The organism is Lachnoclostridium sp. An131, from assembly GCF_002160825.1.
GTDB lineage: Bacteria > Bacillota > Clostridia > Lachnospirales > Lachnospiraceae > Laedolimicola.
In genome coordinates this window covers 68,247-84,171 of sequence record NZ_NFLI01000010.1, presented here as the reverse complement: position 1 = coordinate 84,171, position 15,925 = coordinate 68,247, and the positions used below count along the sequence as shown (strand labels likewise).

The window sequence follows — 15,925 nt, the reverse complement described above, 5'->3', positions numbered from 1 at the left end:
GAGCAGTATGGATGTATTGAAGGCAGAGCATCTGTCCAAGATTTATGGTTCGGGCGATAATGAGGTTCGGGCTTTGGACGACGTATCTTTTTATATTCAGCAGGGAGAGTTTGTGGCGATCATCGGGCCTTCCGGTTCGGGTAAATCGACGCTTCTCCATATCTTAGGCGGCGTGGACCGGCCCACATCCGGAAAGGTGTATCTGGACGGAAAGGATATCTACAGCCAGGATGCGGAGCAGCTGGCGATCTTCCGGCGCCGGGAGGTAGGCCTGATCTATCAGTTTTATAATCTGATCCCGGTTCTTGACGTGGAAGAGAATATCACGCTTCCGGTGCTGATGGATGGCAGGCCGGTCAATAAAGAGCGGCTTGAGGAGCTGCTTGCGTTTCTGAATCTCGCGGATCGGAGAAAGCACCTTCCGAACCAGCTTTCCGGAGGCCAGCAGCAGCGCGTCTCTATCGGAAGAGCGCTGATGAACGCGCCTGCTATTGTGCTGGCGGATGAGCCTACGGGAAATCTGGATTCCAAAAACAGCCAGGAAATCATGGAGCTGTTAAAGCTGTCAAACCGGAAATTTGGACAGACGCTGATTATGATTACCCATGATGAGAATCTGGCGCTGCAGGCAGACCGGATTATGTCCATGGAGGACGGGAGAATCGCCAGAGACGAGGTGATCCGCCGATGAAAAATGTGTTTGCCAATGTGACCTTTAAGACCTTAAGGAAGAACCGGACGCGTACTCTTGTGACGGTCATCGGGATTATTCTGGCTTCGGCTATGCTTACAGCGGTTACGACCTTTATTTCCAGCCTTCAGCAGTATATGGTCCGGGTAGCCATCGAGGAGCTGGGAAACTGGTACGGGGCTTCGTTTCAGGTTCCGGAGGAAAAGCTTGCAGAGCTTTCCGGGGATGAAGAGGTGACAGGGCTGACAGTCTGGCAGGATGTGGGCTATGCGGAGATTCCAGGTATTACAGATGAGGAGATCTACATCTATCACAAGCCTTATCTCTATGTGGCCGGGCTGTCAGAGGGCTTTACGGATATGATGCCGATCGTGCTGACGGAGGGGCGGATGCCGGAGAACAGCCATGAGATCGTGATTACAGACAGAGTGGAGAACTGGGGACTTCTGGATGTGGAAACCGGCGATACGCTGAGGCTGAATCTGGGGAAAAGAACTCTGGAGGGAGAGCAGCTGGGACTCTATAATCCGCTGATTTATACACAGGAGGAGGACGGCAGCAGGATCCGAGTGGTGGAAGAATTTGTCCCGGAGGAAACGAGGGAATACACGGTGACAGGAATCATGGAGCCGCCGGCTTTCATGGAGAGCAGCAGCACTCCTGCCTTTTACTGTATGTCAGTGATGGAGGAGGAGCCGGCGGGGAATGCATCCTATACCTGCTTTTACCGGATACGTCATTCTTCACAGATTTACCGGTTTACACAAGAAAACATGTATGGTTACGAAACCACCTACAATACAGAGCTTCTCCGGTATATGGGAACCTCTCAGAACCGTCCGTATATGCAGCTGCTCTATGGTCTGGCGGCGATCCTGATCGCGCTGATTATGGTTGGAGGAATCTCTCTGGTCTACAATTCCTTTGCGATTTCCGTCAGCGATCGGACGAAGCAGTTTGGCCTGCTGGCCTCTGTAGGGGCTACGCCGAAACAGCTGCGGGGGATGGTGTTTTGGGAGGCGCTGGCCTTAAGCGCTGTCGGGATTCCTCTCGGTGTCGGAGCGGGAATTCTCGGAATCGGTGTGACCCTTCATTTCACCGGATCCTATTTCATCTATCTGCTTTCCAGCGATACGGTGGTGATGCAGCTTTATATAGCCTGGCCGGCAGTTCTGATCGCAGTTCTGACAGCTCTGGCAACAGTGCTGATTTCCGCCTGGATTCCGGCCAGGCGTGCGGCGAAGCTTCCTCCGATAGAAGCGATCCGGCAGTCGGGGGATGTCCGGAAGCCCCGGAAAAACAGCTTTGCAAAAGGCCGGAAGGGAAGGATTTCCTACCGTCTCTTCGGTCTTCCTGTGATGATTGCGGGGAAGCATTTTTCCAGGGACAGAAAGCAGTACCGGACGACGATTTTCTCACTGTTTATCAGTATTGTGCTTTTCATCTCGGCCAGCTCCTTTTCGTCTTATATTAAGAGCACCGCGACGGAGGTAAGTGAGCTGCCGGGCTATGATGTCTCAGTATATCTGGAAGACGAAGCGGAGCATCTGGCCGGAGAGATTGCAGCAGTGGAGGGCGTCGATGCAGCGCTGGATACGGCATGGGTCTATGCGAAAGCTCTGGTAGATCCGAAAGCTATGACGGAGGAAGCGCGTGGAATGTACACGCCGGAAGGAATTTCGTCTCCGGGCTCGGAGGATTCTCCCTATTTCCTGTCAGAGGATGGACGTGCGGTGCTTTCTGTAAACCTTTTGGTGCTCAAGGATGCGGATTATGAGGAATGGCTGGCACAGCAGGGCGTCAGACAGCAGACAGTGAATGAGGGCGCCCCATATTCTGCCGCTGCCTATAATCAGATGAAGTGGTATGATTGGAGTGAGCAGAGATACAGAAGCTTTGATGTCCTGGAAAAGGAGGGGGCGGAGATTGAGCTGGTGCTTACGGATACAGAAAGCTGGAACGAGGCTATATCAGCGGCAGAGGAAGCGGGAGCTTCCGGCCAGGAGGTGCGGGAAGAGGATTATCAGCGGCAGGTACGGGCTGCTGCAGACTTCTTTGTAGAAAGAGGGCCGATGAACCTTTTTGCAGGGGACTCCGGGCTTAATATTGTGGTTCCGGAGAGCCGGTTCAGGCAGATGACCGGAGATGACGCAGACGCCTATCTGACAAGACGGACCTTGTATCTGCAGGCGAAGGAGCATCAGGCAGTGACAGAGCGCATTCAGAAGCTGGCAGACGAAGAGACGAATACGGACGGAGGCTACGTATTTGTAAATGATGAGAGGCAAAGCATCACCGTGGCAAAAAATATGCTTCTGACGGTAGATATCTTTTCGTACGGGTTTATTGCGCTGATTTCCCTGATTGCAGCCGCCAATGTATTTAATACGGTTTCTACGGCCTTTCTGCTGCGCCGCAGAGAGTTTGCGGTACTGTCGTCTGTAGGAATGACGCCGAAGGAAATGAACCGGATGCTGAGCTTCGAATGCCTGCTTTACGGCTTAAAGGCACTGCTTTATGGGATTCCCGTGTCTCTGCTCGTGACCTGGGAAATCTATCAGGTAGTGAAATCCAGCATGGATACGAGCTTTTACGTTCCGGTATTCAGTATTGTGATTGCTGTATTCAGTGTGTTTGCCGTCGTCTTTGTGACCATGCTTTACGCCCGCAGCAGGATGCGGCACGAGAATATTATTGACAGCATCCGCCAGGAGAGCCTATAGAATTTTTAGAATTGTTTAGAATTCCTTTATTGAATGTCATTTTGCAAAATGTTAGACTTTTTTCATACTGGCGGGCAGTCTGTATGACTGTCCGCTGAAAACGACAGGAGAAAAGAATGAAGGAAGTCAAAAACAACAAAAAACCGTTTATTTTCTACTACGCGGTTGTCATATTGATTATGATACTGCTGAATCTTTTTCTGTTCCCGAAGATGCTGTCGCCTACCATTACAGAAGTAGGCTATGATACCTTTCTTTCCATGCTGGAGGAAAAGCAGGTAAAGGAGGTACAGATCGACAGCCAGGAGAACCAGATTATTTTTTCAGATAAAGGTGATCCGGTGAATTATTATGAGACGGGAATTTTTCCGGATCCCGATCTGCTGACACGCCTGGAGAACGCAGAGGTAGAGGGCGGCTACGGGACGCAGATTATAGAGCAGGTTTCTCCCTGGATGTCCATTTTGATGTCTCTGGTGCCATTTATCATTCTGATTGTGATTGGACAGCTTATGATGCGCAGCCTGAGCAAAAAGATGGGCGGAGCCATGGGAAATGCCATGACCTTCGGAAAGAGCAACGCAAAGATTTATGTAGAATCTACCACAGGCATCCGGTTCTCTGATGTGGCAGGTGAGGATGAGGCGAAGGAAATCCTGACGGAAATTGTGGATTTCCTGCATAATCCTGCAAAGTATGCTGAGATCGGAGCGTCTATGCCGAAGGGAGCGCTTCTGGTGGGGCCTCCGGGAACCGGAAAAACGCTGCTTGCAAAGGCAGTGGCAGGAGAAGCGAATGTGCCCTTCTTTTCTATCTCCGGCTCGGAATTTGTGGAGATGTTTGTAGGTATGGGCGCGGCGAAGGTACGCGATCTGTTCCAGCAGGCCAATGAGAAAGCTCCCTGCATTGTGTTTATTGATGAGATTGATACGATCGGCAAGAAGCGTGACGGAGCCGGCTTCAGCGGAAACGATGAGCGTGAGCAGACCCTGAACCAGCTTTTGACTGAGATGGACGGCTTTGACGGCCGCAAGGGCGTCATGATCCTGGCAGCGACCAACAGGCCGGATTCCCTTGACCCGGCGCTTCTGCGGCCGGGCCGCTTTGACCGGAGAGTGCCGGTGGAGCTTCCGGATCTGAAGGGCCGTGAGGATATCCTGAAGGTCCATGCGAAAAAGGTGAAGCTGGGCGATGATGTAGACTTCAATGCTGTTGCGCGCGCGGCGGCAGGCGCCTCCGGAGCGGAGCTGGCGAACATGATCAATGAGGCGGCGCTCCGCGCCGTACGCCAGGGCCGCAAATATGTGATTCAAAGCGATCTGGAGGAGAGCGTGGAGGTAGTCATCGCCGGCTATCAGAAGAAGAATAAGGTTCTTTCCAATAAAGAAAAGCTGATTGTGGCTTACCATGAGGTAGGGCACGCTCTGGTGGCGGCCCTGCAGACCCATTCCGCTCCGGTGCACAAAATCACAATCATTCCGCGTACCTCCGGGGCCCTTGGTTATACCATGCAGGTGGATGAGGGCGAGCACAACCTGATGTCGAAGGAGGAGCTGGAAAATAAAATTGCGACGCTGACCGGAGGCCGTGTGGCAGAGGAGCTGATTTTCCATTCTGTGACGACCGGCGCTTCCAATGATATCGAGCAGGCGACCAAGCTGGCCAGAGCCATGATTACGCGCTTCGGCATGTCGGAGGAGTTCGATATGGTTGCCATGGAGACTGTGACGAATCAGTACCTGGGCGGCGATACGTCTCTGGCCTGCTCGGCGGAGACGGCGTCTCTCATTGACCGCAAGGTGGTAGAGCTGGTAAAGGCAGAGCATGAGAAAGCAAGAAGGCTTTTGTCAGACAATATTTTGAAGCTCCATGAGATCGCCAAATTCCTTTATGAAAAGGAGACAATTACCGGCGAGGAATTCATGGAAGTGCTGGATCGTCCGGCAGGGCAGATTGAAACCTCAGATGAAGCTGGGACGCCAGCTCAGCAGTAGGAAATCGCGACGCCAGAACAGGCCGCGGTTCACATAAATTTTACGATTTCTTAAAAAAGCTTCCGGTTCTCTGATTTTGGTATTATAATGAGAGCTGCCGGAGGCTTTTTGTTATGAATAGAGATGCAGAAAATACGATTTTGGAAAAAAGAAATGATTTTACAACAGGGGACATGAAGGGAAGTATTTTCCGGATTGCGTTCCCAATGATTATGGCACAGCTGGTCAATGTGCTTTACAATATCGTGGACCGTGTGTATCTGGGCCACATGGAGGGCGACGGGAGGCTGGCACTGACAGGTGTGGGAGTGGCCTTCCCGCTGATTACGATTATCAATGCGTTCGCGAACCTTTGTGGAAGCGGCGGCGCGCCTCTGTGCTCCATTGAGCGCGGCAGAGGAAATCTGAAGAAGGCAGAGCAGATCATGGGAAATTCCCTGGTGGTGCTTGTGATTCTCGGTGTGGTCCTGACTGCGGCAGGCTATCTTTTCAAGACACCGCTTCTCTATCTGTTTGGCGCAAGCGAGCAGACGATTGCCTATGCGGACGGGTATCTTCAGGTCTATCTGGCCGGAAACATTTTTGTGATGCTGGGGCTTGGCATGAATCCGTTTATTCAGTCCCAGGGCTTCGCAAAGACGGGAATGCTGACGGTCGTGATCGGCGCTTTGCTGAATCTGATCCTGGATCCTGTCTTTATCTATGGCTTTGGCTGGGGCGTGGAGGGCGCGGCGCTGGCGACTATTTTGTCTCAGATGGTGTCTGCTGCGTGGGTGCTGGCTTTTCTGTGCGGAAAGAAGGCAATTCTGAGGCTGCGCCTGCCGGCAATGAAACCGAAGCCCAGGCTTATGGTGCAGATTCTGTCTCTGGGCCTGTCCGGCTTCACGCAGTCTGTGACAAACAGCCTGGTGCAGATTTTCTGCAATGCGTCCCTGCAGTTTTACGGCGGAGATCTGTATGTGGGAGCCATGACAGTCATCTATTCGATCCGCGAAGTCGTGCAGATGCCCTTGCAGGGCTTTACCCAGGGAGCCCAGCCGGTGCTCGGGTATAATTACGGAGCCAGGCAGTACGGGCGTGTGCGGGAAGGGATCCGGTTTGTCACAACAGTATCCCTGGCCTTTGCGTCGGCAGCCTGGCTGATTCTGATGCTGTTTCCCGGACAGCTCATCCGGCTCTTCAACGGTGAGCAGGAGCTTCTGGAGGTGGGGATCATCTCCCTGCGGATTCATTTTGTGCTTTTTATCTTTATGGCGTTTCAGTATGCGGGGCAGAATATTTTTGTCAGCCTTGGAAAAGCAAAGCAGGCGGTATTTTTCTCTCTGTTCCGCAAAGCTATCCTCGGGGTGCCGCTGATCCTGATATTGCCTCATCTGTGGAATCTGGGGATTTATGGCGTGCTGGCGTCGGAACCGGTGACGAATATCGTCGGCGGCCTGGCCTGCTACTTCACGATGCTGCATGTGGTGGGAGGCGAGCTGAAGGCAGGAGAGAGGAGTGCCTGAATGGGGCCGGAAATGTAAAAACTTTCTCATGTATACAAAAGAATACTTGCCAGAGGCCCGGATCTTGTGTACAATTTTATAAGACAGCTCATGTCCGGAATGGCGAACAGGGCAGTGTGCTTCTGCCGGACGGACATAAATCAAGCACAGTATAAAAACATAACAGGATGCAGGAGGAAGAGCAGACATGCGTAATAAAGTGACAGATTCTATCTATTATATAGGAGCGGATGATAAGACCATCGATCTGTTTGAGAGCCAGTATGTGGTTCCGAACGGCGTCTCCTACAATTCCTATCTGATCATGGATGAGAAGACAGCGATCATGGACACCGTAGATCCGAGAGCGGCGGAAGAGTGGCTGGCGAACCTGGAGGAGGCCCTGGACGGACGGAAGCCGGATTATCTGGTGATTTCTCACCTGGAGCCGGATCATGCGGGAAACATTCAGAGGGTCGCAGAAAAGTATCCGGAGATGAAGCTGGTGAGCAACGCAAAGGTCTTTGCCTTCCTGCCTCAGTTCTTTGATCTGGATCTGACGGATCGCTGCGTGACGGTAAAGGAAGGGGATACCTTAAGCCTTGGCAGTCATACCCTGGCCTTTGTGATGGCGCCGATGGTTCACTGGCCGGAGGTTATGGTAGAATACGAGGTATCTGAGAAGATCCTGTTTTCGGCAGACGGCTTTGGAAAGTTCGGCGCTCTTGACACAGAGGAAGCGTGGGCGGACGAGGCGAGACGTTATTTTATCAATATCGTAGGAAAGTACGGCACACAGGTGCAGGCGCTTCTGAAAAAGGCTGCAGGGCTTGATATTGCGATGATCTGCCCGCTGCACGGACCGATTCTGAAAGAGAATCTGGGCTATTATATCGGTCTTTATGATACCTGGAGCAGCTATCGTCCGGAGGAGCCTGGCATTGTGATTGCCAGCGCCTCGATTCATGGAAATACGAAGAAGGCGGCCCAGGAGATGGCGGAGATCCTGCGAAGCAGGACGGAGATTCCGGTCAAGGTCTATGATCTGGCCCGGGATGACATGGCGCAGGTAATCGCGGAGGCATACCGTTATGACCGTCTTGTTCTGGCGGCAGCCAGCTACGACGGAGGCGTGTTCCTCTGCATGGAGGACTTCCTGACCCACCTGAAGTATAAGGCCTTCCAGAACCGTAAGGTCGGACTGATTGAGAATGGAACCTGGGCTCCTTCTGCAGGACGTGTGATGAAGGGATATCTGGAGGAGATGAAGAATATCCAGGTGTGCGATACCATGGTGACGATCCGTTCCACGATGAAGCCGGAGGATCGGGAGGCTATGGAGCGGCTGGCGGACGAGCTGCTTGCGCAGTAGCGGAGAATACATCCGAGAATGACAGAAAAAAGGACTTGAGAGAATATGGCACGAAGAAGGAGAAAAAGCCGGGGAAGAAAGCTGATTCTGGCCGTAGCGGCCCTGTGCCTGGCGGCGGTATATCCTCTGCAGGAACAGCTGACAGATGGCGGCGGGGACTCCCGGGGTGCAGGAAATGCGGCAGCGGAGGACGTATCTGCTGCCGCTTCCGATGTCTTCCGGGATGGCTCCACACTGGAGGTACATTTTCTGGACGTAGGGCAGGGGGATGCCACTTTGATCCGCTGCGGTGAGGCTGCGATGCTGATCGATGCAGGAAATAACAGCTGGGGCGATGATGTCCGGGATTATCTGGAGTATCAGAGCATAGGCGATCTGGACTATGTGATTGGAACGCATCCGGATGCAGATCACATCGGGGGACTGGATGTAGTGATGGAAGCCTTTGACTGCGGCACCGTGATCATGCCGGATTACGAAAAAGACACCCAGACCTATACAGATGTGACAGATGTGATGGAGGAGAAAGGGTATGAGCTCACGCTGCCCCAGGTGGGGATGGTCTATGAGCTTGGTGAGGCTGCCTTTACAATTGTGGCGCCGAACGGAGAATATGGGGATAATGCCAATGATTATTCCGTGGGAATCCTCCTGGAGCATGGGGAGAACCGTTTCCTGCTTACGGGAGACGCAGAGGAGGATTCCGAGGCGGACATGCTGGATAATGGAATCGATCTGTCTGCTGACGTCCTCAAGGCAGCCCACCATGGCAGCAGAACGGCCAATACAGAAGCATTTCTGGAACGGGTGAATCCGGAATATGTGGTAATTAGCTGCGGAGAAGGAAACAGCTACGGGCACCCCCATGCAGAGGTGCTGAACCGGCTCCGGGAGATGGGAATCAAGGTCTTCCGTACGGACGAGGAGGGAACTGTCGTAGCGACATCAGACGGCGCCGGCATCACCTTTAACGTACCGCCCAGCGAGAGCTGGCAGGCCGGAGAGCCGAAGGGGTGAAGCCTGGAAGGCCTGTGTGAGCGGGCAAAAGGCATGGGAGCAAGAATATCAAAAAGCAGAAACGAAAAAGCGAGGGGTGTAAATGGAGATTATAGAAGAGAAAAAGCAGTTTGCGGTGCTGATAGATTCAGACAATATCAGCGCCAAATATGCGTCCAGTATTTTTAACGAGATCGAGAATTATGGATACGCGTCCTTCCGCCGTATCTATGGAAACTGGTCCAGCAGGGCGAATGGCTGGAAGGAGGAGGTCCTGCTGGAAAATTCCATCACTCCGGTCCAGCAGTTTGCCTATACCAGCGGGAAAAACGCGACAGATATGGCCATGGTGATTGACGCGATGGACATCCTTTATTCAGGAAAGGTGGACGGCTTCTGCCTGGTGACAAGCGACAGTGATTTCACGCGGCTGGCGATGAGGCTCCGGGAGGAAAATATGTATGTCATCGGCATGGGAGAATCCAAGACGCCCATGGCCCTGACCAAGGCCTGTAATAAGTTTATCCATCTGAATCTGATTAACAAGCAGGTCAATGATGTGGAGACGGCTTCCGAGGCTTCTGTGTCTGCCGGAGCCCGAAGAAAAGGAAGCAAGGCTGCTGAGGAAGAGCACGGCAGCGCGGTTACGCCTCTCTCCCAGATAGAGGAAGCCGTGATTTCCATTATCAATGACAATGAAAACAAAGGAAAAATCACATATCTGGGTGAGATAGGAAGCCGGCTCAATGACAAGTTTACGGATTTTGACGTCCGGAACTACGGCTACACGAAGCTGGTGGTCCTGCTTCAGGATACCTGCCCCCGCCTCTCCGTGTACCGGATTGATTCCGCTTATGCGGTGGGCTTAAGCGGCCAGATTGACCGGCAGAAGCTGGAGAAGGAAATTCTGCTGTTTGTAAAGAACAGCGGAGGCCAGGTGGAAAATCTGTCCCTGGTCTACGAGGAAATTCATAAGAAGCATCCGTCCTTTGATATCAAGGATTATGGATACAGCCGCCTGTCCAGCTTCCTGCGGAGCATCCGGCAGCTTTCGGTAAACGGCAATCTGGTCAGCATTAAGGAGAGAAAATCATGACAGAGGAGAGAAAGGCGTTAAAGCCTTTGGATGTGGTGGGCGGTTATCTCGTGCGGCCCGGTCTTTATGAAGTATATGGAGCGACAGCCCTGGAAGGGGCTGTCAGCTTTACCGTGCACTCACAGGGAGCGTCTTCCTGTGAGCTTCTTTTATATCACAGAGAAGAGGAAAATCCCTATGCGGTACTGAAATTTCCGGATCATTACAGGATAGGCCAGGTATATTCCATGATTGTCTTCGGCCTGGATATTGAGGAATTTGAATATGCATACCGGCTGGACGGTCCCTGGGACCCCGAAAAGGGACTGCTTTTTGACCGGAAGCATGTGCTTCTGGATCCATATGCGAGAGCTGTGACAGGACAGAGTGTCTGGGGAGAGAGCCAGAAGAAAGACGGCCTCTACCATGCCCGTGTCGTGAAAAGCAACTTTGACTGGGGAGACGCGCCGGACCCATTTTATGAGATGAGCGATCTGATTATTTATGAGCTTCATGTGCGGGGCTTTACGAAGCACGAGTCCTCCGGCGTGGAGCATCCGGGCACCTTTGCGGGATTGAAGGAAAAGATTCCCTATCTGAAGGAGCTTGGCGTCACGGCGGTGGAGCTGATGCCGATCTTTGAATTTGACGAGACGATGGGAAAGCGGGAGGTGGACGGCCGCCAGCTCCTTGATTACTGGGGCTATAACACGGTGAGCTTTTTTGCGCCGAATACCAGCTACACGGCGGCGGAAGAGTATAACCGGGAAGGACGTGAATTGAAGGAGCTGATCCGGGAGCTCCACCTGGCGGGAATTGAGGTGATTCTCGACGTAGTCTTTAACCATACGGCGGAAGGAAACGAGCACGGTCCGTTTATCTCCTTTAAAGGCTTTGACAATCAGGTTTATTATATGCTGACGCCGGACGGATACTATTACAATTTCAGCGGCTGCGGAAACACTCTGAACTGCAATCATCCAGTCGTGCAGGAGATGATTGTGGAATGTCTGCGCTACTGGGTTTCCGAATACAGGGTAGATGGCTTCCGCTTTGACCTGGCAAGCATCCTTGGCCGCAATGAGGACGGCTCGCCCATGAGCAATCCGCCGCTTCTGAAACGCCTTGCCTATGAGCCTCTGCTGGGAAATACGAAGCTGATCGCCGAGGCCTGGGACGCAGGCGGGCTTTACCAGGTCGGAAGCTTTCCGGCATGGAAGCGGTGGGCCGAATGGAACGGAAAATACAGAGACACGCTGCGGAGCTTCCTGAAGGGAGAATACTGGCTGGCGCCGGAGGCAGCCAGCCGGATTACGGGTTCCCACGACCTTTATGCGGAGAACAGGAGCGGCTACAGCGGTTATAATTCTTCGGTTAATTTCCTGACCTGCCACGATGGATTTACGCTGCGCGATCTTTACAGCTATAATGAAAAGCATAACGAGGCCAATGGCTGGAATAATACGGATGGCAGCAATGACAACCGCAGCTGGAACTGCGGGGCAGAAGGAGAGACCGAAGATCCGGAAGTGCAGAAGCTTCGTCTGAGGCTGATGAAAAACGCCTGCGCAGTGCTGATGTGCAGCCGTGGAACTCCCATGTTTCTGGCCGGGGACGAGTTTGGAAATACCCAGTACGGAAACAACAATGCCTACTGTCAGGACAATGAGATCTCCTGGCTGGACTGGGGACTTTTGAAAGAGCACCGGGAGCTGTTTGATTTCTTCCGGTATATGATCGCGTTTCGAAAGCGCCACCCTGCGGTTACCAGGGAGCTTCCCGGAGCCATGTGCGGCTTTCCGCAGATCAGCTGCCATAAGGAAAATGCCTGGGACGGAAAGCTCTCTCCGGACACAAAGGCCTTCGGCGTCCTGTATGCGGGCTATGACGGAGAAAGAGGAAGGGATGATCTGGTCTATCTGGCGGTCAATCCATGGTGGGAGGAGGCATGGCTGGCGCTTCCTGCCCTTCCGGAGGGCCTCTCCTGGCGGATGACCGTCTGTACAGGAGCGGGAGAAGCCGGAGAGATCTACCCGGAGGGGATACCTGCCGGTGGAGACAAAATCTGCCTGAGGCCCCGTTCTGTGACGGTGCTGGAGGGATGCTGAGGCTCCCTCCCTTTTCCGCGCTTATGCCGGAAAGAGGACAGGGATGGAGATTTTATGCAGTTTTTCTGTGTAATCCTGTATTTTTTTGCAAAAAAGAATTGACAAATTTATTTTCCTGGGAGTAAGATAAAAAACGATATAGAAATATATCAATTTTTTATAAGGAGGAAACTATTATGAAAAAGGCATTAAGCTTACTGCTGGTTGGCGCGATGACTCTTTCCCTCGCAGCATGCGGAAGCAATTCCGATGACAGCGCGGCGACAGACAGCACTACCGCAGAGGAAAGCACCACTACTGAGGCATCGGACAGTGAAGGGAGCGGCGAGGCTGTTTTCAGAATTGGCGGCATTGGACCGACGACCGGAAGCGCAGCAGTGTATGGAACAGCTGTAGAGCGGGGCGCTCAGATTGCGGTTGACGAGATTAACGCGGCAGGCGGTATCAACGGATACCAGATAGAGTTTAATTTCCAGGATGATGAGAATGATGCGGAGAGATCTGTAAACGCATATAACACTCTGAAGGACTGGGGAATGCAGATTCTGATGGGAACGGTTACCTCTACTCCCTGTGTGGCAGTAGTGGAGAACACTCATGAGGACAATATGTTCCAGATTACACCGTCCGGAACAGCCGTAGAGTGCATTCAGTATCCGAATGCGTACCGTATGTGCTTCTCTGACCCGAATCAGGGTACAGAGTCTGCAAAATACATCGGTGAGAACGGCCTGGCTTCTACAGTAGCCGTTATCTATGACAGCTCTGATGTATACTCTACCGGTATTTACGAGGCATTTGCCGAGGAAGCTGCAAACCAGGGAATTGAGATTGTAAATGTAGCTGCATTTACAGCTGACAATAATACAGACTTCTCTGTACAGGTTCAGCAGGCAAGGGATGCAGGCGCTGAGCTCCTGTTTATGCCTTTCTACTATACAGAGGCTTCTCTGGTGCTGGCAGAGTGCAACAGCCAGGGATATGAGCCGATCTTCTTTGGCTGCGACGGCATGGATGGAATTCTTGCAGTAGAGAACTTTGACACTGCTCTGGCAGAGGATCTGATGTATCTGGCTCCGTTCGTAGCTACCTCTGAGGATGAGCAGGTTCAGAGCTTTGTAACTGCTTACCAGGAAGCTTACGATGAGGTGCCGAACCAGTTTGCAGCTGACGCTTATGACTCCATCTATGTGATCAAGGCAGCCCTTGAGGGAGCTGGCGCGACTCCGGATATGAGCGTATCTGATCTGTGCGACGCTATGACAGCAGCTATGGCTGATGTGACCTACAGCGGCGTTACCGGAAAGGACATCACCTGGGGTGAGGACGGCGAGCCGAACAAGGCTCCGCTGGTGCTTCAGATCAAGGATGGCGTAGCGGTTGAACTCTAATATGAATCCGTAATTTTCGGCAAAGAGGCCATTTGTGGCCTCTTTGCCTTTTTTATCTTGTGCAGGCTCCGGTTCTGTGCTATAATATATCGCAAAATTGTGTTGAACTAAAAGGATAAAGAGGTGTTATGTATGATAGGATTCATATCCTACCTGGTGAATGGAATCAGCCTGGGAAGCGTATACGCGATTATCGCCCTGGGATACACCATGGTGTACGGCATTGCGAAGATGCTGAATTTCGCGCACGGAGACGTTATTATGGTCGGAGCCTTTGTGGTATTTTCCACAGTCAGCGGCATGGGACTGCCGCCTGTAATCGGTATTCTGATTTCTGTAGCGGTCTGCACGGTGCTCGGCGTAGTCATTGAGAGGGTAGCTTATAAGCCGCTGAGGCATGCGTCCAAGCTGGCTGTTCTGATTACGGCGATTGGAGTCAGCTATTTCCTGCAGAATATGGCTCTGCTGATATATGGAGCAAATACAAAGTCCTTTACGTCTGTAGTGACGGTTCCGCCGATTACGCTGGCAGACGGGGCTCTGGTGATTTCCGGCGAGACGATTGTGACGGTAATCGCCTGTATCATCATTATGATTGGTCTTATGGCTTTTATGAAATATTCCAAATCCGGACGTGCGATGCTGGCAGTGTCTGAAGACAGCGGAGCAGCGCAGCTCATGGGCGTCAATGTAAACTCTACAATCGCCCTGACCTTTGCTATCGGTTCCGCCCTGGCAGCTATCGCAGGAGTGCTTCTGTGCTCCTCTTATCCGTCTTTGACGCCCTATACAGGCTCCATGCCCGGCATCAAGGCGTTTGTGGCGGCTGTGTTCGGCGGCATCGGTTCGATTCCGGGCGCTTTCATCGGCGGAATTCTGCTGGGTGTCATTGAGATTCTGGGAAGAGCCTACATATCCTCCCAGCTGTCCGACGCGATTGTATTTGCGGTGCTGATCATAGTGCTGCTTGTGAAGCCCACAGGTATTCTCGGAAAGCAGATCCAGGAGAAAGTGTAGGTGGATGGAATGAAGATGCGGAATTTGAGTAAGACAACAAGAAGCAATCTGATCACCTATGGAATGGTGATAGCGGCTTATATCATAGTGGAGATCTTTCTGCGGGCAGACATGGTTTCCAGCCTGATGGAAGGGCTTCTGGTGCCTCTCTGTGTATATGTGATCCTGGCAGTATCGCTGAACCTGACGGTAGGAATCTCCGGAGAGCTGAGCCTTGGTCATGCAGGCTTTATGTGTGTGGGAGCCTTTGCGGGAGCGACCTTTTCAAAATGTGTGGAGGAAGTGATTACCTCTTCCCTGCTGCGTTTTCCGCTGGCGATTCTGGTGGGTACTGCCGCCGCCGCTCTTTTCGGTATTTTGGTGGGAATTCCCGTGCTTCGTCTGAAGGGCGATTATCTTGCGATTGTAACCCTGGCTTTCGGAGAGATCATTAAAAACGTGGTGAATGTCATTTATCTGGGACGTGACAGCCGCGGCTTTCATATCTCCATCAAGGATACGGTTTCTCTTGGACTGGAGGATGACGGGGAGGTTATCATCAAGGGAGCCCAGGGAATTACGGGTACGCCAAATGATTCCACGTTCCTGATCGGTATCATTCTGATTCTGATAACGCTTTTTATTGTGATTAATCTGATAAATTCCCGGACAGGCCGGGCGATTATGGCGATTCGTGACAACCGGATTGCTGCTGAGTCCATCGGAGTCAACGTAACCAGGTACAAGCTGCTGGCCTTTGCCGTATCTGCGGCTCTGGCGGGAACAGCGGGTGTGCTTTATGCCCATAACCTGTCTACGCTGACAGCTCTGCCGAAGAACTTCGGCTATAATATGTCTATTACAATCCTTGTATTCGTTGTGCTGGGCGGAATCGGAAATATCCGTGGTTCTGTCATTGCGGCCGTGGTTCTGACTCTTCTGCCGGAGCTGCTGCGTTCCCTGAACGATTACCGTATGTTGATTTATGCGGTTATTCTGATTGCGACCATGATCTTTACATCCAGCCAGGGAGGACAGGAGATACAGGAGCGTATCAAGCTGTTCTTTAAACGCAGGAAGACAAAGGAGGCATAG

The 15,925-nt window shown here is 52.3% G+C and carries 11 protein-coding genes; all 11 read left to right on the top strand.

The window, feature by feature from the left end; genetic code table 11:
* The first annotated feature begins 7 nt into the window (after positions 1–7).
* The 11 genes from B5E77_RS09765 (at position 8) to B5E77_RS09715 (ending at position 15,925) form a co-directional block, all read left to right on the top strand.
* Complete coding sequence (locus B5E77_RS09765) at positions 8–691, top strand: ABC transporter ATP-binding protein (RefSeq protein WP_087165189.1); 684 nt, start codon at positions 8–10, stop codon at positions 689–691.
* Entirely contained in the window at positions 688–3,414 is a 2,727-nt protein-coding gene (locus B5E77_RS09760; RefSeq protein WP_087165188.1) for an ABC transporter permease, read from the top strand. The genes B5E77_RS09765 and B5E77_RS09760 overlap by 4 nt, the downstream gene beginning before the upstream one ends.
* A gap of 116 nt (positions 3,415–3,530) precedes the next feature.
* Entirely contained in the window at positions 3,531–5,408 is a 1,878-nt protein-coding gene (gene ftsH / locus B5E77_RS09755; RefSeq protein ID WP_087165187.1) for an ATP-dependent zinc metalloprotease FtsH, read from the top strand.
* A gap of 113 nt (positions 5,409–5,521) precedes the next feature.
* The gene (locus tag B5E77_RS09750) at positions 5,522–6,913 is read left to right on the top strand and encodes an MATE family efflux transporter (RefSeq protein ID WP_087165186.1); all 1,392 of its coding nucleotides are present in this window, start codon (positions 5,522–5,524) and stop codon (positions 6,911–6,913) included.
* A gap of 187 nt (positions 6,914–7,100) precedes the next feature.
* A complete protein-coding gene (locus tag B5E77_RS09745) occupies positions 7,101–8,264 on the top strand; it encodes an FprA family A-type flavoprotein (protein WP_087165185.1) in 1,164 nt (387 codons plus the stop codon).
* 45 nt (positions 8,265–8,309) lie between these two features.
* A complete protein-coding gene (locus B5E77_RS09740; protein WP_087165184.1) occupies positions 8,310–9,281 on the top strand; it encodes a ComEC/Rec2 family competence protein in 972 nt (323 codons plus the stop codon).
* 82 nt (positions 9,282–9,363) lie between these two features.
* On the top strand, positions 9,364–10,356 hold the full coding sequence (locus tag B5E77_RS09735; protein WP_087165183.1) for an NYN domain-containing protein: 993 nt from the start codon (positions 9,364–9,366) through the stop codon (positions 10,354–10,356).
* Positions 10,353–12,443, top strand: a complete 2,091-nt coding sequence (glgX, locus tag B5E77_RS09730; RefSeq protein ID WP_087165182.1) for a glycogen debranching protein GlgX — start codon at positions 10,353–10,355, stop codon at positions 12,441–12,443. Before B5E77_RS09735 ends, glgX begins: the two co-directional genes overlap by 4 nt.
* A 173-nt stretch (positions 12,444–12,616) precedes the next feature.
* Positions 12,617–13,834, top strand: coding sequence for an ABC transporter substrate-binding protein (locus B5E77_RS09725; RefSeq protein WP_087165181.1), 1,218 nt, complete (start codon positions 12,617–12,619; stop codon positions 13,832–13,834).
* Between the two features lie 135 nt (positions 13,835–13,969).
* Complete coding sequence (locus B5E77_RS09720) at positions 13,970–14,851, top strand: branched-chain amino acid ABC transporter permease (RefSeq protein WP_087165253.1); 882 nt, start codon at positions 13,970–13,972, stop codon at positions 14,849–14,851.
* A gap of 9 nt (positions 14,852–14,860) precedes the next feature.
* Positions 14,861–15,925, top strand: a complete 1,065-nt coding sequence (locus tag B5E77_RS09715) for a branched-chain amino acid ABC transporter permease (protein ID WP_087165252.1) — start codon at positions 14,861–14,863, stop codon at positions 15,923–15,925.